The following is a 23064-nucleotide window of genomic DNA, read 5'->3' as shown; positions in this document are numbered from 1 at the left end:
GGACCGAAGTAAGCGTTAGAAGCCGCACAAACTGAAGCTGCTCGGGGAAGATGCTAAGGAGGGCGATCGTGGCAACTCGGCGCATACGTCTCAAGAAGAAGTTGAAGCAACTGCTCCCCGCGGTGACCGTGACACTCACCACGGTGCCGTTCACGGTGTGGTCGTCACCCGCGCAGGCGTTCTTTCCGCCCGTGTGGACGAGCCCGCCCCCGGTCACCGTGATCCCGCCGGTCAGCCCGCCGCCGCTGGTCGTGGTTCCGCCGGTGAGCCCGCCGCCGTTCGTACCCCCGCCCCCGCCGCCGGTGATTGTGGTGCCGCCGGTGAGTCCGCCGCCGATCGTGGTACCGCCGGTGTGCCCGCCGCCATGCGGCGTGCCGGAACCGGGTACGATCGTGGGCGGGCTGATTGGGTTGGCCGCGGCCGCGGGCTACGGGTTCCGTCGGCGCGACGAGAAGAAGGCGGAGTAGTTGGTGAACCCCGACCACGAGGTCGGGGGTGGCGCGAACCTTTGACTATTACCCCCGACCTTGCAGTCAGGGTTCGCCGAGGCAAGGTCGGGGTTCGCTATTAATCGGTGACCTGGAACCGCGGTAGTTCCGCGCTGATCGCGCGGAGGTCGCGCACCGCGTCGATCGCGCGGCGGAACCGGAACTCGCCCAGCAATTGCGCGAGCCGGTCCGTTGTGCGACCGATTCCAACATAGGTGCGCCACCGGGCGAGGCGCCCCAGGGGAAGCTTCGGCTGATCGGGGTCGAACTCCCACGGGTGGAAGTACAGCATCCCCACTTGCGGCACCTCGGATCGCGCCGCCTGGCGCAACCCGGCACGCATCACCGCGAGCGGGAACAGGCGGAAGTACCCCCCGCCCGCGACCGGCAGGTTCATCCCGGCGACCCGGTACGTCAGCGGCGGGAGTTCGAGGATCTCGTGCTCGCGGCCCTGGGCGATGAACGGCACGCGCGGCGCGGTCGGGAGGCCGTAGCGGTCGTGGCGCACCGGGAAGATGGAACTGTCGTACTCGAAGCCGCACTCGGCGAGCGCATCGATCGCCCACCACGTCTCGCGCATCAAGCTGAACGTCGGGGCGCGGAAACCGAACACCGCGGCGCCGATCGTTTGTTCGAGGACGTCCTTACTTTTGCGCAGGTCTTCCCGAAAGCTCTCGGGCGTGAACTGGTGAATCCGGCGGTGGTCCCAACTGTGCGACCCGACCTCGTGCCCGGCCGCGAAGATGTCGCGCACCAGTTTCGGGTGCGCCCGGGCGATCTCGCCCACGATGTAAAAGGTGGCCGTGACCTTCGCCGCGGCGAGCTGATCGAGCAGGCGCCGCGTGGAGGATTCCATCCGTGCCGCGTAGTCGGCTTTCAGCTCCGGGGAGCACGGTAGCCCGACCGCCGCCTCGATCCGGTCGTGCTCTTCGACGTCGAAGCTGATGACGTTCGCCACGCTGACCGCCGACGGACCCTCGACACGGGTGCGGGCGCTGGCGCCCGTACTCACGCTCGTAGTTCCCAGTGGGCGGTAGGGCGATTGCACGATCTCTCGCATTGCACTCATATCGGTCTTCCAACGGAAGCCGGAACGGATCCATCCGGGGCTCGGCGCTGAAGAGTAGCACTTTTTGGGAGTTCGGCTCAAGACGGGTCTTGCGAATCGCCGAAGTGTAAACATTCGGAACCGCGGTGTAACTTGTTCGCTACCTTAGTCAATGTTGGCAAGAAGCCGGATTCGTTTGGTCGACATTGTGTTTTCGACTACTTCGCGCGAAGTTCCGCGGGTGAAGGTGCTTACGCTCGAAACGCTCATCCGGTTCGACCTGTGTCGAATTGGCATTGAGATTGCACGGTAAATTAGCGGTTCTTCGTATAATCGGGTTGACAGCATGGGGGCATTCTCGCTTTCTTAGCAAGAGGCTGCGAAATCCGCGCAACACGCCTGTTCGGGAACGCCCCTAAATTCCCAACGGACCGAGGGCGCCACCAAAACGGGTGGGCCGTTCGGTCTTGCGTTCCGAACCCCGGTGGGGCATCGGAGCGTTGTGCATACAGCCCGTTCGTTTCGCCCACTGAGTCTCCAGTTAGGAGCTACCCGTCATGCTTCAGCGTCAGTTACGGTGGATCGCCGCGGGACTAGCGGCCGTCGCCGTGGTCTGCTTCGCTCCCGCCCGGTCGAGCGCCGAAGTTCAGATTCTCGTTGAAGAACTCAACGCGAGCAGCACCGTCGTGGGTAGCAGCGCGTACACGGTCGGCAGCCCGGCCGGGGCGACGACCTTCTTCCAGAATTTCAGTTACTCCAGCCCCACGGGGCAATTCACCCTGAACGGCTCGACCGGGACGAACAGCCACCAGGGTACCCTGAACGCTTCGCTCTCGACCAGCTTCACGGCCGGGTTCACGAGCAACTTCGATCCGTCGCAGCCGCACACCCTCCGGATCACGATCACCGACGACAAGTTCACCAGCAACGGCGCCCCCGCCATGCTCCAGAACAGTGCCGGCGTCGCCCTCGGGTTCGCGGGCGGGAGCATCCAGGTCGATTCGTTCAGCCGCATCTACGACCCCACCGCGCCCGGCGCGATCGCGGCCAGCAGCACCAGCACGCTGGCGGACGGCCCGACGTCCGGCGGTCCGACCGGGGTGGCCACCGATACGCTGCCGTCGGACCCCAATAACGCCCGCATCACGTCGTCGGACGTGTCGGGGCTGAGCACCCCCTACGCGATCCAACAGGTGATCCTGATCTCGGTGAACCAGACCGGCTCGATCGACCCGAGCAGCACGTTCACCGGGTCGGCCGGTGCCCGTGTGGACCCGACGACCCGCGCGGTCCCGGCCCCCGGCGGTCTGGCACTCGGGCTGATCGCGCTGCCGCTTCTCGGCCTGCGCCGCACGTTCCGCAAGCGCGCCGCGGTCTGACCGGGCGCCGGGTTTTCGTTGCGATTAATGTGTGCTACGCTGGACGGGGCAACAATTGTTGCCCCGTCTTCGTTTTTCCGGCCGCCCACCGAGGACTATGCCCGTGCGTCGAACGCTGTACTGGAAGCGCCTTCTGATCGTCTGCGCCGTGTTTCTCGCACTGAGTGGGGCCGTCTTCGCCGTTCACCGCGTGCAGATCAAGAGCCAGGTTTCCGTCTACAAGGAAGCGGCGGAGCGGGCCGAGGCCGCCATCGGCGGCGATTCCGCGAAGCGCGGCGAGGTCATCGCGCTGTACGCGAAGTACCTCAAGTTCCGACCGAGCGACGAATCGGCTTACCAAAAATACGCGAGCCTTCTGTTCGAGCAGGGCCGGGCCGAATCGGAACCGGCGCCCGTCGAGCGCGTCGCGGTCGGCGTCGAGGGGTTCTTGCGCGCGTTCCCGGCCCACACGGACGAGCGCCGGCAGTTGGTCGAGGTGTACGTCAAGAACGGCAAGTACATGAGCGCCCGGCAGCACGTCGAGATGCTGTTCGCGGCCCCCGGGGGCGGGTACAAGTCCGACATCGAGGTGTTGGAGCTCGCCGCGGCGTGTGAGCAGGGGTTGGGCGATCTCACGAAGGCCCTCGGGCACCTGAGCGCGGCCGTCAAGACCGGAACGGCCCCGGTGCGGGTGTACAAGCGGGCGCTGGAACTGAACTACGCGAACACGTCCGACCCGCAACGCAACGCGAACATCGCCGGGTTACTGGAAGCGCTGCTCCGCGAGCCCCGGTTCGTGAACGACGTGGCCGCCCGCGTCGCCGCGGCTCAATTCCAGCGGTTCCTGGGGGAACTGCAGAACGCGCGCACCAACATCACCTACGCGCTCAACGCGATCCCCGGTGGGTCCAAAGACCCGGACGCGCTCCTCGCCGCGGCCGAGCTCGCGGTCGCGGAGATCAAGACCCTTCAGCAAGTGCCTGGCAAGCTCCGGGAGGCCGAGGGGTACCTGCGCCTCGCACACGAGCGCGACCCGAAGAACCTGGCCGTCGGCGCGCTGCTCGCCGAAGTGCTGACGCGGCAGGACAAGAAGGCCGAGGGCATCGAAGTTCTGCGGGCGACGGCCAAGCTGCTCACGAAGATGGACTCCGACTTCGCGATGCTCGTGGACCGGCTCATCGACCTCGGCGAGCAGACCGATTCGACCGCGCTGGTGGACAAGCTCGCGCGCGACGGCGGTAACAAGGCCCTGGTGCCCTACTACCGCGGGCGCCTCGCGCTGCTCAAGCAGGACTGGCGCGCCGCCCAACCGCTGCTCGAAGAAGCGGACCCGAAGGTCGCGAACGTGCGCGCGTTCCACAAAAAGGTGATGGTCGGGTTGGCCACGTGTTACGCGAACGTGCAGAACCCGGACAAGCAACTCGAGTACTGCCAGAAGGCCCTCCGCGACGACCCGAGCTACCCGTTCGCGCTCATCGGCGAGGCCGAGGCGCTGTCCAAGATGGGCAAAATCGAGGACGCGCTGCGCCGGTACCGCACCATCGTGAACGCGCTCCAACTCATCGACTACCGGCCCGAACTGGTGCGGCTCGAGCTCCTCGACGTGCTCGTGCAACCGGTCGAGATCGAGGTGCGGAACTGGGACCGGTTCCAGGAGAGCCTCGGCCCGGTCGCGGAGCGCGCGGCGGAGGTTTATGTCCTCGAAGCGGACGGACTCGTGGCCCGGGGGCGCCCGGCGGACGCGGTGAAGCTGCTGCGCGACTGGCTCGACGCGAACCCGAAGCACGCGAAGGCCGCGCGCGTGTTCGTGGCACTCGCGCGGGTCAAGGACGGCGGAACCATCGAATCCGCGCGGGCGGTTCTCGACGAGGCCGAAGCCAAGGTCGGGGACACAGTGGACTTCCGGCTGGCGCGCGCCGGACTGCTCGTTTCGCGCCCGAAGGCACCGGGCCCCGAGGAGTTCGAGGCGCTCGGCGCCGGGGCCGCGAAGTTCGCGCCCGGCGACCAGTTCCGGCTCTGGTTCGGGCTGGGTCAGACCGCCGGCCGGGGCGCGGACCTCCAGAAACCGGACGAGTCCCAGGCGCTGCGCACGGTCGCGCTCAAGTGCCTGCGGGCCGCGGCGGACCTGAAACCGAAAGACCTGATGTGCCACGCGGCGCTGCTCGACCACGGCATCGCCGGCGGGCGCGCGGACGTCGTGGACCGGGCGCTCCGGGAGATCGCCGAAGTCGAGGGCAAGGACGGGCCGGTCGGCGCGCTGGGGTACATCGCCATCAAGTTGCCCGACGCCCGCAAGATGACCGACGGCGCGGGCCGCGCGGCGGCCGTGAAGGAACTGCGGGACCTGGCCGGGCGCGTGCGCGACCTGCGCCCGGGGTGGGGGCGCGTATTCGTGGCGCTGGCGGAACTCGACGTGATCGAGGGCCTGAACGACGCGGCCCTAGTCAACTACACGGCGGCCATCGAGAAGGGCGAGCGCCAGGAGTTCGTGGTCCGCCGGGCGGTGGAGCTGTACCGCACCAAGAAGCAGGACGACAAGGCCGTCGGGATGTTGAACAAACTGAGCACCGAGACGCGGCTCCCGGACGACCTGGAGCGGTACCGGTCGATCCGCAACCTGTTGCTGGCCCAGGAACTGCCCAAGAACTCGCGCCCGACCATTGATCGCGTCGCCCCGGCCGACAGCAAGGACTACCGGATGCAACTGCTCCGCGGGTCGCTACTGGTCACGATCCGCGAGGACGCGGACGCGCTGGTCGCGCTCCGCCGCGCGGTCGAGTTGAACGATCAGGTGCCCGAGACGTGGGGGGGGCTGGTTTCGCAACTGGTTCGCGCCAACAAGCTCGACGACGCGAAGCGCGCGGTCGCGCAGGCCGAGAAAGCGCTCACGGCCGCCCCCCCGCCCCCGACCACCGAAGGAAGGGCCGAACTCGAGATCGGCCTGGGCGGGTTGCACGAGATGGTGGGCGATCTGAAGGCCGCACTCGACCACTACACCGCCGCCGTCACGGTCGCGCCGCTGGAGCTCAACCCGACGCGGCACCTCGTCCAGTTCTTCCAGCACACCGGCCAGATGAAGCGGGCCGACGAGCTACTGCTCAAAGCGAAAGACGCCGCCGCGCCCGACGTGGCTCGATGGGCCAGGCGCCACCTCGCGCTCACCATGATTAGCCGCGCGGACGCATACGCCCTGCGGGGCGAAGCGCTGGCCCTGATCGAGCGCAACCTGGCGGTCGCCGCGAACGACCCGGAAGACGTGAAGGCCCGCGCCGTGATTTGGACGCTGGACCCGGTGACGCGCGAGAAGGGCGTCGACGTGCTGAAATCCTACGGGGACCGCGGGGACCTCACCCCGGACGAGTTCTACCTGCTCGGGCGGCTCTCGTTCGATCAGGGCCGGGACAAGTTCGCCCAGGCGGAAAAATACTTCAAGCTCGCCGCGCGCCTGCGGCCCGGCGTGACCCCCGAGCACCTCGCGGCCCTCGTTCGCGTGTACCTGGCGCTCGAGCGCGTGGACCTCGCGGAGCACGCGCTCGAGCGCCTGAAGGTCAACTACCCGAGCAGTTGGGAGGCCGCGCGCGAAGACGCCCGCGTGCTGTACCGCAAGAGCAAGGCCCGCGCCGTACTCGAACCGGACGACGCGAAGCGCCTGCTCGACCAGGCCCGCGGCGCGATCCAGAAGTTCCCGGGCTGGGACACGGGCGACAGCGCGGTCGCCCGGTCCGGCCCGCTGTTCGAGGAGATCGGGCTGATCGCGGACGCGGAAGCGGTGTACAAGAAGTACCTCGCCGAGAGCCCGGCGCCGGGCGCGCACCAGGCCCTCGCGATCCTGTACGTGCGGCAGAAGCAACCGGAACGGGCCATCGACCTCGCGTTCGCGCGCGAACCGAAGGCGCCCGTCGCGCTCACGGCCCGGCTCCTGACCGGCGCGGTGCGCGCGAAGCGCCCTGACGCCGCCGCGACCGAAGCGAAGATCGAGAAGTGGCTCGACGCCGCGCTCACCAAAGCCGCGAGCGACCCCGAACTGGAAGCCGCGCTCATCGGCGCGAAGGCCGAGCTGTTCGACGCGCGCGGGGACTACGCGAACGCGATCAAGGAGTACGAGCGCGCGGTCGCCGTGTTCGCACGGGTCGCCGCTCCGAAGGGGCGCAACGACATGGTGGTGAACAACCTGTGCATGTTGCTCGCGCTGTACCAGCCGGTGCGGGCGAACGACGCGGTGAAGCTGATGTCGGACCTGATCGCGATCCGCGGACCGGTCCCGTCGTTCCTCGACACCCGCGCGGTCGCGTACCTCGTGAGCAGCCGACCGGAAGGGGCGATCAAGGATCTCGAAATGGCGCTCGTTCAGTTCGACCGCGCCCCGTACCACTTCCACCTGGCCTGGGCGTTCGACCTCAACGTGCTGGAAGCGAACCGCGTGCTGGCCGTGGACGAACTGAAGAAGGCGCGGGAACTCGGGCTGACCGCCGACGCCCTGCACCCGATCGAACTCGACAAGTACAAGATGCTGCTGTCCAAGTACAAGTTCCCGGTCGATTAACGCGGCGCGATCCCGTGGGAGAAGTCCGACGGGGTCGGTTCATCGGCGGAGGGTGACCCGTGTCGAGCGCAGCGCTGTTTGAAGAGGGCGAAGAGTTTGTCGATGCGGAGATGTTCGCCGACGCACTCGATAGTTTCCAGGCGGCGTGGGACGCGCTACCGGAACCGAAAGCGGATCAGGAACAGGCGATCCAAATCTGTGCGGCTATTTCAGACTGCTACTTCCATTTGGAAAGCTGGTCCGCGTGCCACGACGCGATGCAGAACGCGCTCCGGTGTGGCGCGTCCGTCGGTAATCCGTTCGTGCGCCTGCGACTCGGTCAGAGTTTGTACGAATTGGGCAACGAGCGGGAAGCCGCGAACTGGCTCGTGCCGGTGTACCTGATGGAAGGGCGGGCGCCGTTCGAGGACGACCCGAAGTATTTGGAATTCTTCCGCGGCAAACTGGCCCCACCCGAGGGCGGTTGGCCGGAAGGGTGGTAGTGCCACGTCGGTTCGTTCGCATATCCGCAGCCGAAGGACGCAACGCATGGAATAGTGCGATGCGTTCATCCCAAATCCCTATTTCCCAGTGGTGAATTCCAGCCCGGCGCGGGGCGGACTCACGGTGCCCGGCGCGGTATCGGGCGGGTACGGCTCCCACGTCCCGTTCTTGCCCATCTGGTAGCCCACCAAGTACATGCGCTGGGACTCGCTCGGGTCGAACACCATGCTGCTCGAGCGCCCCTGGAAGTCGTCCGGGAGGGCGATCAGGCCGAACCGCGATCGGGTCGTACCGCACAGCGCGTACAGTTTGACCGTGTCGGCCCGGAACAGGGCGTACAGCGTGGTCGAGACCGCGGTCACCATCGTCTCGAAGATGCCGGGGCACGTTTCCGCGCGGTTCGGGTGCGTCTTCCCGGCGGAGAGAACCCACACGTTCGAGCCGGGCGCGAGCGGGCCGGCCGTGCGCACGAACACCTGCGTCAGGTTCCCGGCGTCGGAGTGCAGTTCCTGGTACCGCACGCCGTTGACCGTCACGTCGAACTCGACCGGCGGGGCGAGGCCGGGAATCGAGCACGCGGCGAGGATCACTTTGCGGATGATGACCTTCGCGTCCGGGCGCCCGGAACACGCGATCGCACCGATGTCCCAGATCGCGACCCGGCGCGACAGCACGTTCGACGTGGCGACGAACAATCGGCGCCCCTGTGCGTGCGCCGCGCACAAATCGGCCATTACCGGGTCGTCGAGGTGCTTCTCGAGGAGGTCCTCGAGTGGGCGCGAGGTCATCAGCCCGCGCCCCGTGATGAGCCCGCGGACCGGGCGCCAGCGGAACAGGTCGGAGCGGTTCAGGTTCAGGAAGGTGCGCGTCAGTTCGTCGTCGTACTTCGGGCCGAGGAACGCCATGAACGCGGTCGGGGCGCCGCTGCTCACGCCGGTCGCGACGTCGAAGTCCGGGCGCGTGCCGGCCGCGGTCCACCCGCACAGGGCGCCCGCGGTGAACGCCGCGTACTTTCCGCCGCCGGACACGCACAGTACGTTCTGGGGCCGCCCGGCAGGGCGGGGCACGGGGGCGTCGCCCTGAATGGCCAGAGAGAGGGTGGACACCGAATCCGAGTCCGCGTCGCGGTAGTCCGACGACGGTTTCTCGTTGGCCCAGGGCTTCGTAGCGAGCGCGTCCGGAACCGGTTGGCGCACCTGCGGCCCGGCGCACCCGATCAACACCGCCAGCACCAGCGCGATTGCCAGCGCAAACAAGTGCGCGTTCCGAGCGGACCCCCGTCGCTCGCACGAGCCGGTTACCATGCCACCCCCAAGTTGTTCGCCCTAAGTCGGGCGGGAATAGCAGCCCCCGCGCCCGGGGTCAAGCTTCAAGTTGCCGATTTGGGGAACCGCGTTCGGCGCGGCAGGCTGGGGAAGGAACGGGCCGGGCACTCGGGCCTCGGAGTGGTACACTCACACCATTCGCCCGCGCCGTCCTCCCGATCCCGCGCAATGATTCTCACCGCACAAGGCCCGAACCCGCTCGACTCGTGGCGCCGCGCGCTGCCGAACGACGTGCCCGTCGTCCTCGGGCGCGACGCGCTCGAGTGGTCCGCACCGTGGGAGCCGTTCCTCGCCAGGCGCCACGCGGAGCTCACCGCGCGCGGTACGAAACTCAAAGTGCGCAAGATCACCGGGGCCGCCAACCCGGTGTTCCACGCGGGCCGCCCGGCCGACCACTTCGAGCTGATCCCCGGCGGCTCGTTCGTCATCGGGCACACCACGTTCACGTTCGCCGATGCCGCGCGCGAACCGGTCTCGCCCGGGGACGAGCCCCCGCTCCTGGACATGCGGACCGTTGCGCACCACGAACTCGATCGGCTCGCGTTCCGCGACGCCCCGCACCGGCTCGACGTGCTCAGCCGGCTCCCGGAGGTGATCTCCAGCGCCACGGACGACGCCGATCTCCTCAGCCGGCTCGTGGACATGCTGCTGGCCGGGATTCGCCGGGCCGACGCGGTCGCGATCGTTTCGCTCCCGACAGACACGGACCACGGGCGCCTGAAGTTGCTGCACTGGGACCGGCGACTCTCGGTCGAGGGGGACTTTGAGCCGAGCAAGCGGTTGGTCACGGCCGCCGTCGCGGAACAAAAGCAAACCGTCCTTCACGTGTGGGGAGTCACCCCCGGGAAAACACCGACGGACGACCCGTTCACGCTACAGGGGCGGTTCGATTGGGCGTTCTGCACGCCGGTGCATTGCGATGCGTGCCCGGGTTGGGGGCTGTACGCGGCGGGCCGGTTCAACGGGGTCGAGCCGGCCACGCTGCTCGCGCCGTGGGAATCGAACGAACTCCGCGACGACGTGAAGTTTACCGAACTCGTGGGGAACATTCTCGGGTCGCTCAGACAGGTGCAAGTGCTCCGCGAGCGCCAGAGCGTGTTCCGCCGGTTCTTCTCGCCGGGGGTCATGACCGTGCTCTCGGGCGGTGACGCGCCCCGCGCGCTCGAACCGCGCGAAGCCGACATTACGGTTCTCTTCTGCGACCTCCGCGGGTTCTCGCGCAAGGTAGAAGAGGGCGCGGACCGGTTGCTCGAAGTGCTCACGCGGGTCAGTGCCGCACTCGGCCTGATGACGCAGAACATCCTCAGTCACCGCGGGGCCATCGCGGACTTCCTCGGTGACGCGGCGATGGGGTTCTGGGGTTGGCCCCTGGAACAACCCGGGAAGGTGGAGTATGCGTGCCGCGCCGCGCTGGGGATTCGCGCCGCGTTTGAAGCGGTCGGGCGCGACGCGGGGCACCCGCTGTACGGGTTCCGGGTCGGGATCGGCATCGCGAGCGGGCGCGCTGTCGCGGGCGGCATCGGTACGCCGGAACAGGCAAAGGTCACGGTGTTCGGACCGGTCGTGAACCTCGCGTCACGCCTTCAGGACATGACCAAACTGCTCCGCGTACCGATTCTCATCGACGAGTCGACGGCCGACGCGGTGCGCGAAAAGCTCCCGCCCGACGTCGGCCGCGTGCGCAGGATGGTGAAGGTCCGGCCCTACGGTTTAGAAACGCCGCTCGTGGTTGCGGAACTGATTCCGCCGGCCCCGGCACCCGGGACTGAAGCGACCGAGGGGGCACTAACAGATGCGGACCTCGCCGCTTACGACGCGGCACTCGATGCGTTTCTTTGCGGGGACTGGAACGCGGCTTACAAGCACCTGCACCGCGTTCCGCCGGACGATCGCGGAAAAGACGTGTTGATGGAATTCATTCTGAAGAATAACCGCACCCCACCGCCCGGTTGGGACGGCGTGGTGCCGTTAGCCAGCAAGGGGTGAAAAGCACCCCCGCAAATACTGTGAGGTTTCGCCCGCTACTTACTCCGCGGCCATTTCTTCGGTGAGTATCGCGTCGGTGTGGACGTTCTGCACGTCGTCGTGATCGTCGAGTGCGTCGATGAACTTGATGACCTTTTTGCCGGTCTCGATGTCGATCTCTTTTTGCGTCTTGGAGAGGTATTTCACTTCGGCTTCGGTCGTCTCGATGTTCGCGGCCTTGAGTGCATCGAACACGGCCGTGAAACTGGACGGGGCGCAAGTGATCTCGAACACGTCGCCTTCGCGCTTCATGTCCTCGGCGCCGGCTTCCAGCGCGACGGCCATGACCGCGTCCTCGTCCTTATATTTGGCGGCATCGACGGCGAAGAACCCCTTGCGGTCGAACAGGTACATGACGCTGCCCGGTTTGCCGACTTCGGAGTTGGCCCGCTCGAAGATCTTCTTGATCTCGCCGTTGGTGCGGTTCCGGTTGTCGGTCAACACCTCGACGAGAAAGGCGATGTTGCCGGGGCCGATCCCTTCGTAATTGATCTCGTCGAAGCTGACGCCTTCCGTGTCGCCGGTCCCGCGCTTGACGGCCCGTTCGATGTTCTCTTTGGGCATGGAAACGGAGCGTGCCTTGTCGATGGCGTAGCGGAGCCTCAGGTTCATCGTCGGGTCGCCGCCGCCGGCGCGCGCCGCGATGATGATGTACCGGCTCAGCTTGCTGAACAGCTTGCCCCGCTTGGCGTCCACCACGTTCTTGTGGCGGACCATGTTCTTATAGTGGCTGTGGCCTGCCATATCCCAAACCTCTCGGTTGACCTTGATGTGAAACAGTATAGCAGGCGCCCCACAGTGTGGCGTTCGCGGGAGCGACAGCGGATGGTATAATCGGTGCGCCAATCGTCGCGGAGGGTGCCAGATGCCGTCGCCGTTTCCCGGAATGAACCCGTACATCGAGCGCCCGGACGTGTGGAACGACTTCCACGACAGTTTCATTCCCGCCGTTCGTGAAGTGCTGACCGCGCAGGTGCAACCCCGGTACTACGTCCGCATCGAAGGGCACCTCTATATTCACGAACCGAGTGCGAAGGAGCGGTTCGCGCTCGGCCGACCCGACTTGTCGCTCCACACCGGTCCGCAATTCGGCGCAACGAGCGGTGGTGTCGCGGTCGGCGCTCCAGCTTACGTCGGGATGCCGGTGATTGTGGAAGAAGAGCGGTTCCCGTACCTCGAAATCCGCGACCGGGCGAAGAACGAGGTGGTCACGGTCATCGAACTGCTCAGCCCGACGAACAAGACCAACGGGCGCGACCAGTACCTCGCGAAGGTGCAGCGCATCCTTGCGAGCAAAACGAACTTCGTCGAGATCGACCTGCTCCGCGCGCACGAAAAGATGCCGTGGGACCGGCTCCCGTCGTGCGACTACTACGCCATCGTCAGCCGGTACGCGGACCGGCAGGGCAACGCGCCCCAAGCTGCGCTCTGGCCCCTGGGCGTCCGCGACGCGCTGCCGACGATCCCGATCCCACTGCGGCCCGGCGAACTTGAGCCGACAATCGATCTGCAAGCGATCCTCCACCGCATCTACGACGCGGCGGGTTACAGCATGTTCCTTTACGAGTTCGACCCGGAACCGCGGCTGTCCGTGCCCGACGCGGTGTGGGCGGCCCAGCTCGTTCACCCGCCCGGCGCGTCAGTTTAACCGGCGAAGGCCGCGTCCAGCAGCGCGCGGCCGTCGAGCAGTTCCGCGACGCGGCGCAAATCATCCTGGAACAGGTAGTCGGCTTCGCGGTGCGCCGTGACCGCCCGAACGCACTGGTGGGCCGCTTCGACTCCGCGGCCCGGTCGTAACGGCAGCCGGTAATCGAGTGCTTGGGCCGCGGTCAGGAGTTCGATCGCCAGTACGGTGTCCACGTTCTTCAGCACCGCGAGCAACTTCACGGCGGAAATGCTCCCCATACTCACGTGGTCTTCTTGGCCGAGGCTCGTCGGGATCGAATCGACGCTCGCCGGGTGGCACAACACCTTGTTCTCGCTCACGAGCGCCGCGGCCGTGTATTGCGGGATCATGAACCCCGAATTGAGTCCCGTTTCGCGCATGAGCAACTTCGGTAAGCCGTCGTGCCCTTCGAGCAGAAGGTAGATTCGGCGCTCGGAGATGCTCGCGTACTCCGCCAGCGCGATCGCGGCAAAGTCGAGCGCCAGCGCGAGCGGCTGACCGTGGAAGTTTCCCCCACTGACGATGTCGCCGGCCTCGAACACCAGCGGATTATCTGTCACGCCGTTGATCTCGGTTTCCAGCACGCCACTCGCGTAGGCCAGCGCATCGCGACTCGCGCCGTGAACTTGAGGCACGCACCGCAGGCAGTACGGGTCTTGCACCTTCCCGCAATTGCGGTGTGATTCGAGGATCTCGCTCTCTTGCAATAAGAACCGCACGTTGGACGCGACCGCGCCGTGCCCCGGGTGCGGGCGGATCGCGTGGATGCGCGCGTCGAACGGCGCGATGCTCCCCTGGAGCGCTTCCAGCGACATCGCGGCGGCGAGGTCGAACAAGTCCACGAGGCGCGAACACCGTTCAAGTATCCACGCCCCATACGCGGCCATGAGCTGCGTGCCGTTGATGAGCGCCAGCCCGTCCTTTGCCGCGAGCGCGACCGGCGCGAGTTCGTGTGCGCGGAGCACGTCGGCCGCTGGTACGCGCCCGCGCCGGTCGTCGTCCCAGAATTCGCCCAGGCCAATCAGTGGCAAGCAGAGGTGCGCGAGTGGCGCGAGATCGCCGGACGCCCCCACGCTCCCGCGGCTCGGTACCACGGGAAGCAGATTCGCGCGGTCGAACTCGATGAGTCGTCGAAATACCGGGAGCGACACGCCGGAGTAGCCCAGCCCGAGCGCGTGCGCCTTCAACTGGAGCATGATCCGCGTAATTCCGGGCGGCACCGGTTCGCCCACGCCGACCGCGTGACTCAGCAGTAAGTTTCGCTGGAGGGCGGTGAGCTGCTCGTCCGGGACGCGCTTGTTCGCGAGCGCGCCGAACCCGGTGTTGATGCCGTAGTGCGGGAGCCCGTCGGCGAGCGCGGCTTCCACGCGCGCACGGCTCCGTTCGACCGCGGACGTGTCGCGCGCGAAGTGCTCGATACTCGCGGCGAGGTCGGCATGGAGATTGCGAACAGTGATTCGCGGCGCGCTCATTGCGGTTAACTCCGGGCGAACGGCCGGCGTGAGCCGGCTCGGTGAGATGTTTAAACAGGCGGAAATCGCCCTCAACCGGCCGGCTCACGCCGGCCGTTCGCCAGTATTAAGGTTATCGACATGCCCAACGAGACGTTCACCCTGCGGTCGCCGGTGCCGGTGTCGGCCGAAGAATTGTATGCGTGGCACGCGCGCCCGCTCGCGTTCCAGCGCCTCCAACCGCCGTGGGAAGACGCCCAGATCATCAAGCAGGAAGGCGCGTTCGGTACGGACGGCTTCCGAATCACCGTTCGCACCAAGACCGTTGGGCCGCTCAACGGAACGTGGGTCGCGGATGCGTTCGACTTCCAGCCCGGGCGGGGGTTCCAGGACCGCGCACTCGAAGGGCCGTTCGCGTCCTGGCACCACACGCACCGGATGGTTCCCGACACCACGGAAACCTCATTTCTGGAAGACGCGATTGAGTACCGCCTTCCGTTGGGAATGGCCGGGCGCGTATTCGGCGGCGGAATGGTGCGCCGGCGGCTCGCGGCGATGTTCGCCTACCGGCACTTCATCACCGCGAGCGACCTGCGTCGGCACGCGAAGTTCGCCCACAAACCGCGCCTCACGATCGCGGTCACCGGGTCGCGCGGGATGATCGGCTCCGACCTCGTGCCGCTCCTCACGACCGGCGGGCACAAGGTGGTGCGCTTGCTCACGGGGAACGCGACTCCTCTCTACGACGACGGCACGAAGTGGGTCGCGTGGAAGCCCGATGCGCCACTCGCCGCGGATACCTTCGATGGCATTGACGCGGTGGTTCACCTCGCGGGCGATAACGTGGCCGAGGGGCGGTGGACCGACGCGAAGAAGCGGAAGATCCTCGACAGTCGCACCGGACCGACGCGGGCAATCGCTCGGGCCATTACTACTCTCCCGATCGATCGGCGGCCCAAGGTGTTCGTGTGTGCGTCGGCGGTGGGTTTTTACGGGAATCGCGGCGAAGAGGAGCTGGCCGAAGACTCACCGGCCGGCGAAGGGTTCTTTCCCGAGGTAGCGAAGGTATGGGAGGGCGCCTGCGCGCCCGCCCGGGATGCGGGTGTCCGCACTGTGAACATGCGCATCGGAGTCGCTCTCTCGCCGAAAAGCGGCGCGCTCGGCAAGCAACTTCTGCCCTTCAAAATGGGCGCGGGTGCGGTGCTCGGTGACGGGAAACAGTGGGTGCCGTGGATCACGGCGAATGATGTGGCCGGCGCGATTTACCACTCGCTAATGAGTGACGAGATTAATGGCCCGGTCAACACGGTGGGGCCGAACCCGGTGACGAACCGCACGTTCACCAAGACGCTCGGGCGCGTGCTGCGTCGGCCCGCGTTCTTTTGGCTCCCGGAAGTCGCTCTGCGGGCGGCATTCGGCGGGGTCGCGGACGAGGCGCTACTCGCGAGCATGAAGGCCCGGCCCGCGAAACTCGCCATGGACGGCTTCGCGTTCGACCACCCGGACCTGGAAACTGCGCTGCGGTTCTTGCTGGGGCGGTAGTGTTTTGTGTTGGGTGCGCCCCATCTTCGTTCGGCCTGCACACACACGATGGCGCGATACGGGGCGGGCAAAGGGACGAACCGGGGCGAAATTCTCACGCGCGCAGTTCGTCGAAGTGCTGATCCAGAAACGCTTTCGCCTTGCGCGCGGTATTCACCGCGTCGAAGCTGTGGCGACTCAATTCGACGTACACGCCGCCCGTGTAGTTCGCGGCCCGCAGGCCCGCAAACACGTCTGCGAAATCCACTTCGCCCTCACCGAACATCAGGTGATCGTGAACCCCGCGGCGCATGTCCTCGATGTGGACGTTCCAGAGAACGTGCTTCCACTCCGTGAGGAACTTACTGACGGGCAGTTCGCCGTTGTGGACGAGGTGGCCGATGTCGATCGTGAGCCCGAACGCGGGGTGATTGACGCGCGCGTGCAGCTCCGCGAACTTGTCCATCGTGTCGATGAACATTCCCGGTTCCGGCTCGAACGCGAGTCGGACGTTGTGTTCCGCGGCGATGTCCGCGAGGCGCTTGCACTCCTCGACGAGCCGGTCCATCAGCACGGAAGGCGCGGCACCGTCGGTCGCAGCGCCGGACCAATAACTCACGCACTCGGCGCGCAACTCCTTCGCGAGAAACACGCACTCACTGAGAAAATCGAACCGCGTTTCGCGGTCGTCGGGGGCGGGGCTGATGAGAGTGGGCTGGTGCTTTCGGCGCGAATCGAGGAGGAACCGCGCGCCGGTTTCGATCACGCACCGCAATTTGTGTCGGAGCAAATCGCCGCGAATCAGCGTCTGGCGCCCGGCGTAGTTCACCTGTTCGGGGTCGAGGTGGTTCACATCGGGCGTGAGAGCGACGCCGCCGTAACCCAGTTCCGCCAAGATCGCGATCGCATCATCGAGCCGGTGATGGGCGAAGCCGTTCGTGTTGTAGCCGAGGAACATGGAGAGGGCCCCAGCGGTTGGCCTTTGAAGTGGCGGAACCAACGACAGTGCGACGATCCCGATGCCTTACGGCACCGCTTCCAGGATTTCGACTTCCGGCACCTTCTTGCGCAACTCGTCTTCGAGCGAAGTGAGTATGGTCATGATGGTGGCCGGGCACCCGGCGCACACACCCGAAAGCCGTACCGATGCGATACCGTCCTCGACTTCCAGCACTTCAATGCCGGCGCCATCAAGCAACAGCGCGGGGGCGATTTCCACTTTTAGCGCGTGCTCGACGCGCTCTTTCAGGCTCATAACTCGGCCCTCGTCTTTGGCTCAGTGCTCAGCACTTCTTGCGCGCGTGTGACGTCCTGTTTTAATTGTTCGATCAGTTCGCTCACGCCCTTAAACGGTTTCGTTTCGCGGAGTCGGGCGACGAACTCGACGCTCATCTCCTTGCCGTACAGGTCGCCGGCAAAGCCAATGAGGTGAACTTCGATCTTGCGCGCGTCTTCGCCGAAAGTCGGGTTGGGGCCAATGTTTGCGGCCGCTTGGTGAGTGGCGCCACCCACGATTGCGCGCACCGCGAACACGCCGTTCCCCGGTAGCACCGTGAGCACGTTGTCGAGGTTCGCGGTCGGGAACCCGATGGTGCGCCCGCGTTTCGCCCCGGTTACAACGGTCCCCGTAATGCGGTAGGGGCGGTTCAGCAGTTCCGCGGCACGCGATACGTCCCCGTTCACGAGCGCAGCGCGCACGCGACTGCTGGAGACCGGCTCCCCTCCCACCGCGTATTGCGGAATCGCGGTGAATTCCAACCGCGCGTCGGCACACAGAGCCTTGAGGGTTTCATTTGTCCCGGCGCGCCCGCGACCGAAGCGGAAGTCGTAACCCTCGACGAGCGCCTTCGCGCCGAGTTGCCGGACGATCACGTCCTCGAAGAACGCTTCCGGGCTGAGCGCGAGAAGTGCCGGGCTGGTGCGCAGAACGACAACATGATCCGCACCGATCGCGTGCAAGAGTTCCGACCGTTGCGCAATGGTGGTGAGCGGCGGGCGCTCCGATCCGGGGTGCAGCACTTGGTGCGGCGGCGGATCGAACGTGACCACGACCACCGGCCCCCGAACGCTGTCCGCGTGCCGCCGGGCCGCCGCGACGAGGGCCTGGTGCCCGCGGTGTACGCCATCGAAGTTGCCGACGGTTACGGCAGCGCCCGTAAACTCCCGCGGCGCGTATTCGGACCAGTCGAAGTAAGCCGTCGCCATACCTTCATCTTATTCCGATAACGGCCGAACGGTTCCGAGAACCCGATTCCGAGTCACTGAACCAACGAAAAAGCACGCCCACCCGCAAGCGAAAGCAGGTGAACGTGCTTGGCGACCGGACACTGAGGCTCAGTTTGCGTCGTTGATGTTGGCGAGGAAGTGTTCGTACTTCTTGCGGGCTTTGAACTCGTCGACCACGAGCCCCTTCTGCCTGGCCGTGAGCGCGTCGATCTCCTTCTCCTGGTCCGACAGCTTCTTCAGGTACGTCGCGTACACCTCGGACTCCTTCGGGGTCTCGCGCAGGTTCTTCCGAATCCGGTCCTGATCGACCGTGAATCGCTGCAGGTCTGCGGTCACCTGGGCCAGCTCGCGCGCGGTCGCGTCCCAGCCCCCCTTGATCGTGAGCGCCTCGGTGAGCCGCTGCTTGAGCGCGGGGCTGGCCTCACTCAGCGACACGAAGTACCGGATCTGGTCCTCGGCCCCGTTGGTCAGCGCGATCGTGCTCACATCATCGCGCTCCTCCTTGACCGTGAAGCTCTTGGTCTCACCGGCCTTGAGCCCGAGCCCGAACCGGAACACCTCGGGCGTGTCCTCGGTCGGCTTGTCCGTGTCCACCAACTTGAACTGCTGGGTCGTGCGGTTCGGGTGCTCGATCAACAGCGCGCGGTCCGTCTGCGAGCGGTTGATGGCCTTGTACGTGGTCTCCTCGGTCACCTTCGTGGTGGTCGTCACGATCCCCTTCACGGCCTTGATGCTCGTGATCTTCTGCTTACCCGCACCCGCCTTGGGATCGACTTCCGTTCCCAGGTCGATGGCGTAAGAGAGCAAGCGCTCCTCGTTCGGCTGGACGTCCAGTACGCGGGTGTCCCCGGCGTAGGTGCTGCCCTCGAACACCGTGATCGGTCCCTGGTTCAAGTGCGCCCCACTCGTGTTCTTGAGGCGCAGCCCCAACAGCGGGTGCTTGGCTTGCACCGCGGGATTGTAGATGCTGACCCGCGTCCCTTCGACGTCCTTCCCGACGATGGGAAGCAGCGCGCTCTTCTGGCGCGGGAGCGTGACCGGGTGGTCGATCGTGTACTGGAAGAAGTCCCCCAGCGCACCCGCCGTCGCCGCGTTCCCAACACTGCCAGTGCCCAACCGCTGGGCCAGTTCCGCAGCCGTGTCCCGCGCGAATTTCGCATTCGGGTCATTTGGCTGAACCGCTACACCAAGTCCCGCCATATCGTACTGTGCGAACGCGCGCATGTCAGGTTTGCGAGGAGGTAAGTTATTTTGCGCACGTTTGTCACTGATCGATTTTGTAGACTCCTCCAGTTTGTTGATTTGCATCCTCATTCGCATTACTTCGTCTTCTTTCTCGAAGCCACCGCGATACGTGACGGGACGTAGGGAGGCGAAGAGTTCGGGCTCGACGGTGGGGCGCTCCACGTAGAGCGGGTTGTACAGGTCCATCTTGAAGCTGATCGGGCGCCCCGACACGAGTGCCATCTTGACCCCGGTCCAGTCCTCGTCGGTCGGGTTCTCGACCATCGCCCAGCCCTGCAGGTACGGCTTCTCCTTCTCGTTCATCAACAGCCGGTAACTGGTCTTCCAGATCGGCGCGCCGATCACGTACCCCACTTGGACCTTGCGCTTGCCCTCGCCCGCGAAGTGCAACTGAACCGCCTTCTTCTGGCTGTCGTGCGACAGCGCCAGCACCTCCAGGGCGCGCCGGAATTCGCTCTCGATCACGGGATTGCTGAACCGCAGGGACTGGATGTCGCTCATCTTGATGGCGCGCATCCCCTCCGCGCACCACATGTTCAGCACGTCCGCGTCGAGGGTCTGGGTGCCCGCGGGCACTTTTTGCTTCTCGACCCCGACGATTGTGCCGGTGAGCTTACCCGGTTGGTTCGCCGCGGTCGCGCTGACGGCGACCTCGATGCGCTCCCCGCGCAACTGGCCGATGATCCCGGCGAAAGTCGGGTTATTGTTCAGATTGATCGCGAACGAACCGAGCGTGCGCGCGATGGGTTCGCGGGAGTCGTAAGAGACGGCCGAAATGCGCCCGCGGCCGAAATCTTCGAGGACCATGCTCTTGAGCAGGTCGTTCACGTCACTTTCGGGGAACGTGAGGTCCACACGCGCCTCGCCCTCGACTTCGCCGCTTCGGGAGAAGTACCCGACCCCGCTGTTGAACAGTACCACCCGCGTGAGCGGAAGCGTGGTCGCGGGCTTCAGGTCTTGTTTCGCGTCTCCCGCGGCGCTGAGGAACTTGTCCGCGCCCACGCCGGCCCCGAGCCCCAGCGCGCCCGCGACCGGGGCCACCAGCAGCCACTTCTTGCTCGCCATGATTCGTTCCTCGTGTCGCGCCTACCCCGAAACGGGGTGGAAAGGTCGAAGCGCCCGCAACCTGCGCGATCATACCCGCACGCGACCATGCACGGGAACAGCGCCCCAGCCAGTTGTTACACGCGGCTTCATCGCGGTTGCGTAACACGGCCCGAAACCATTTGTATTCGCCCGTCCACTAACGTATAATTTGGTGTGGAGGTGTCCCGTCGGAACACTGTTTGGAGGCTTGGCTGATCGCCCAGGTATTTGCGTTCGCGGGTTGGTAACCAAGTGTTAGCCAGAAATCGCGGTGGCGTTGAGGGGTTGTTAGCGATTGTTAGTCATTGCTGGCGGTTCGTGCGGAACGATACGAGGACACCAGCATCAAAAAGTCTTGAAGTACCAGCAGTTTAGGTCGCCACTCACCTGGTGCCGTACCCGCGCGACCGCCCGAGGGCCGAAAATGTTAGCAATTGTTAGCCCGGCCGAGGCGCAGGCGGAGTGGGCGCTTTCTTTGGATACCAAAGTCAATCAAAGAGCTTGAGGAATCGAGCAATGCGCCACTCAACACTGCCCGAGTGTTTTTGTCGCCGCGGCGTCGCGATTGACACCGCTTCGGCGGAAGTGGTAGAACCAGCAATTCGAGTGTCGAACGGATTCGCCACGGCCAGTCGACCGACCGCAGGATGCGCTCATGTCCCAGGTGCGGACGGCACCGATCGAAGCCCGCGTCACGCGCCCGGCCAAACCGGACGTGCCGGACGTGTCAGTGTGCGTCGCGAATTGGAACTGTGTCGAGCTGCTCCGCCGCTGCCTGCAATCGCTCTTCGATCAGGCGCAGGGCGTGAAGTTCGAGGTCGTGATCGCGGACAACGGCTCGACCGACGGCGCGGCGGAGATGGTCGCATCCGAGTTCCCCAACGTCGTGCTGATCCGCAACTCGGACAACCGCGGGTTCGCGCGGGCCAGCAACCAGGCCGCCGCCGCCGCCCGCGGTCGGTACTTCTTCTTCTTGAACAACGACACGCTGGTTCCCGCGAACACACTGCGGAAGTTTCTCGACCTCGCCGAAGCACGCCCGGACGTCGGCATGTTCGGCCCGCGGCTCCGCGGCGCGGACGGAGCGTTCCAGATCTCGTACCGCCAGCGCCCCACGCTCGCGGCCCTGTTGCACCGCGTCAACCTACTTCGCTGGACCGGGTTGTTCCGTAAGGCCTATTACGAGTACCGCCGCGCCACGTTCGACCCGACGCAGGAGCGCTCGGTCGAGGTGCTCATGGGCGCGGCCGTGTTCCTCTCGCGCGAGGTGTTCGAGGCGAGCGGCCGGTGGGACGAGGGGTACAACTTCGGCGTCGAGGACATCGATCTGTCCACGCAGGTGAGCCGGCGCGGGTCGCTGATGTTCGTCGCGCACGTCGAGATCGTGCATTACGGACGGGCGGCCGGGCGCAGCAACGTCCACTTCGCGGCCCCGAACGTGGCCATCGGCTACGTCCACTACTTCCGTAAGGCCGGAACGGGCCGCGCGGCGCTCTTCGCGTACAAGGCACTCGTGACCCTCGACGCGCCGTTGCAAATCGGCCAGAAATTGCTCGAAGCGGGCTGGCGCAGTGCCACCGGCCGGCGCGTGAAGGCCCGAAAGAGCCTGCTCGCGGTCCGCGGGCTGTGGGCGTTCCTGCGGCACGAACTCGTCCGCTTCTGGAAGGCGTGACATGCGAACCCGTGACCTGTTGCGATTCGTCCCCGGTTTGTCGCGCCTCGTGCGGGTGCTCGATTCGCGCGAGCGCGAGAGCCGCCTGCTCACCGAGGAGTGCTGGCGCCTCGCGAACGAGAACCACCGGCTGAAGGCCGCGACGGGCAAGCCCCGTGCGAAGCGCATCGCTCCCGCCGCAGAAGAGGCGCTGATCCCGCCGGACGTGCTGCGCCTCATGGTGGCCGGCACCGACGACGCGGAGTGGTTCCTCACCGCGGGTCAGCGCGCCGCGGATTCGCTCACGGCATTGCTCGCGAAGACCGGCATCCGCATCGAACAGTGTGACCGTATCCTCGATTTCGGGTGCGGCTGCGGGCGCGTGATTCGGCACCTGCGCCACTTGCCCGCCGAACTGCACGGGTGCGACTCGAACCCGGTCGGGGTGGAGTGGTGCGCGGAGAACCTGCCGTTCGGTCAGTTCGCAGTCAACGCATTGGAATCGCCGCTGCCCTACGACGCCGGCTCCTTCGACCTCGTTTACGCCTTCTCGGTGTTCACGCACCTGCCGCTGCACCTGCAAACGCACTGGATGCACGAACTGCGTCGCGTGCTGAAGCCCGGTGGCGTGGCGGTGATCTCGCTCCACGGCGACGCGATGCTCGGTCGCCTGACGCGCGCCGAACGCGCGGACTATCGCGCCGGGCGGTTCGTCGTGCGCGGGGGCGACCTCGCCGGAACGAACCACTGCGCCACGTTTCACCCGCCGCAATTCGTGCGAACCGTGTTGGCCGATGGCTTCGAGGTGCTGGACATGGCCCCCGAAGGCGCGAAGGGAAATCCTCCGCAAGACGCCTGGGTGCTGCGTCGCACTCGGGCGTGAAGTTTCCGTAAACTCTCGCGCTCGACGATTGCCGGCCGGCACGCGATCGGGGAAGAAGGACACTC

At 66.1% G+C, this 23064-nt stretch carries 17 protein-coding genes; 9 read left to right on the top strand and 8 right to left on the bottom strand.

Going from position 1 to position 23064, the window contains the following annotated elements:
• Window positions 1–68: 68 nt before the first annotated feature.
• A complete protein-coding gene (locus tag J8F10_RS28610) occupies window positions 69–467 on the top strand; it encodes a PEP-CTERM sorting domain-containing protein (protein WP_210659820.1) in 399 nt (132 codons plus the stop codon).
• Window positions 468–567: 100 nt separating this feature from the next.
• Here J8F10_RS28610 and J8F10_RS28605 read toward each other — a convergent pair whose 3' ends face one another.
• Window positions 568–1557, bottom strand: a complete 990-nt coding sequence (locus tag J8F10_RS28605; protein WP_246523622.1) for an XrtA system polysaccharide deacetylase — start codon at window positions 1555–1557, stop codon at window positions 568–570.
• Window positions 1558–2093: 536 nt separating this feature from the next.
• On the opposite strand from J8F10_RS28605, the gene J8F10_RS28600 reads away from it, so the two are divergent.
• From J8F10_RS28600 to J8F10_RS28590, 3 genes are all read left to right on the top strand, one after another.
• Complete coding sequence (locus tag J8F10_RS28600; protein WP_210659818.1) at window positions 2094–2915, top strand: hypothetical protein; 822 nt, start codon at window positions 2094–2096, stop codon at window positions 2913–2915.
• A gap of 103 nt (window positions 2916–3018) precedes the next feature.
• The gene (locus J8F10_RS28595; protein ID WP_210659816.1) at window positions 3019–7437 is read left to right on the top strand and encodes a hypothetical protein; all 4419 of its coding nucleotides are present in this window, start codon (window positions 3019–3021) and stop codon (window positions 7435–7437) included.
• 59 nt (window positions 7438–7496) lie between these two features.
• Window positions 7497–7919, top strand: coding sequence for a hypothetical protein (locus tag J8F10_RS28590; RefSeq protein ID WP_210659814.1), 423 nt, complete (start codon window positions 7497–7499; stop codon window positions 7917–7919).
• Window positions 7920–7997: 78 nt separating this feature from the next.
• Here the strand turns inward: J8F10_RS28590 and J8F10_RS28585 are convergent, their stop codons facing one another.
• Window positions 7998–9176: a patatin-like phospholipase family protein gene (locus J8F10_RS28585; protein WP_210659812.1), complete on the bottom strand. Its 1179-nt coding sequence runs from the start codon at window positions 9174–9176 to the stop codon at window positions 7998–8000.
• 237 nt (window positions 9177–9413) lie between these two features.
• On the opposite strand from J8F10_RS28585, the gene J8F10_RS28580 reads away from it, so the two are divergent.
• Window positions 9414–11231 carry an adenylate/guanylate cyclase domain-containing protein gene (locus J8F10_RS28580; protein WP_210659810.1) on the top strand — a complete coding sequence of 606 codons (1818 nt, stop codon included), beginning with the start codon at window positions 9414–9416 and terminating at the stop codon, window positions 11229–11231.
• A 39-nt stretch (window positions 11232–11270) separates the two neighbouring features.
• Here J8F10_RS28580 and J8F10_RS28575 read toward each other — a convergent pair whose 3' ends face one another.
• Complete coding sequence (locus J8F10_RS28575) at window positions 11271–12014, bottom strand: YebC/PmpR family DNA-binding transcriptional regulator (RefSeq protein ID WP_210659808.1); 744 nt, start codon at window positions 12012–12014, stop codon at window positions 11271–11273.
• Between the two features lie 121 nt (window positions 12015–12135).
• On the opposite strand from J8F10_RS28575, the gene J8F10_RS28570 reads away from it, so the two are divergent.
• Window positions 12136–12918 (top strand): DUF4058 family protein, encoded by a 783-nt coding sequence (locus J8F10_RS28570; RefSeq protein ID WP_210659806.1) that lies wholly within the window; start codon window positions 12136–12138, stop codon window positions 12916–12918.
• Here the strand turns inward: J8F10_RS28570 and hutH are convergent.
• The gene (gene hutH, locus J8F10_RS28565) at window positions 12915–14408 is read right to left on the bottom strand and encodes a histidine ammonia-lyase (RefSeq protein ID WP_210659804.1); all 1494 of its coding nucleotides are present in this window, start codon (window positions 14406–14408) and stop codon (window positions 12915–12917) included. The genes J8F10_RS28570 and hutH overlap by 4 nt on opposite strands.
• 120 nt (window positions 14409–14528) lie before the next feature.
• On the opposite strand from hutH, the gene J8F10_RS28560 reads away from it, so the two are divergent.
• The gene (locus tag J8F10_RS28560) at window positions 14529–15929 is read left to right on the top strand and encodes a TIGR01777 family oxidoreductase (protein WP_210659802.1); all 1401 of its coding nucleotides are present in this window, start codon (window positions 14529–14531) and stop codon (window positions 15927–15929) included.
• A gap of 94 nt (window positions 15930–16023) precedes the next feature.
• Here J8F10_RS28560 and J8F10_RS28555 read toward each other — a convergent pair whose 3' ends face one another.
• The 4 genes from J8F10_RS28555 to J8F10_RS28540 all read right to left on the bottom strand — a co-directional run bounded on the left by J8F10_RS28555 (window position 16024) and on the right by J8F10_RS28540 (window position 20444).
• Window positions 16024–16866, bottom strand: coding sequence for a sugar phosphate isomerase/epimerase family protein (locus J8F10_RS28555; RefSeq protein WP_210659800.1), 843 nt, complete (start codon window positions 16864–16866; stop codon window positions 16024–16026).
• 66 nt (window positions 16867–16932) lie between these two features.
• Window positions 16933–17163 carry a NifU family protein gene (locus J8F10_RS28550; RefSeq protein WP_210659798.1) on the bottom strand — a complete coding sequence of 77 codons (231 nt, stop codon included), beginning with the start codon at window positions 17161–17163 and terminating at the stop codon, window positions 16933–16935.
• Window positions 17160–18113, bottom strand: a complete 954-nt coding sequence (locus J8F10_RS28545; RefSeq protein WP_210659796.1) for a bifunctional riboflavin kinase/FAD synthetase — start codon at window positions 18111–18113, stop codon at window positions 17160–17162. Before J8F10_RS28545 ends, J8F10_RS28550 begins: the two co-directional genes overlap by 4 nt.
• A 129-nt stretch (window positions 18114–18242) precedes the next feature.
• Window positions 18243–20444, bottom strand: a complete 2202-nt coding sequence (locus tag J8F10_RS28540) for a DUF4139 domain-containing protein (protein WP_210659794.1) — start codon at window positions 20442–20444, stop codon at window positions 18243–18245.
• Window positions 20445–21120: 676 nt separating this feature from the next.
• Here J8F10_RS28540 and J8F10_RS28535 point away from each other — a divergent pair.
• The gene (locus J8F10_RS28535) at window positions 21121–22137 is read left to right on the top strand and encodes a glycosyltransferase family 2 protein (RefSeq protein WP_210659793.1); all 1017 of its coding nucleotides are present in this window, start codon (window positions 21121–21123) and stop codon (window positions 22135–22137) included.
• Window position 22138: 1 nt separating this feature from the next.
• Window positions 22139–22999, top strand: a complete 861-nt coding sequence (locus J8F10_RS28530) for a class I SAM-dependent methyltransferase (RefSeq protein ID WP_210659792.1) — start codon at window positions 22139–22141, stop codon at window positions 22997–22999.
• Window positions 23000–23064 lie beyond the last annotated feature (65 nt).

Origin of the sequence: Gemmata palustris (assembly GCF_017939745.1) — a bacterium.
GTDB lineage: Bacteria > Planctomycetota > Planctomycetia > Gemmatales > Gemmataceae > Gemmata > Gemmata palustris.
Note: the sequence above shows the minus strand (reverse complement) of the source record. Positions and strands in the feature narration are given on the sequence as shown.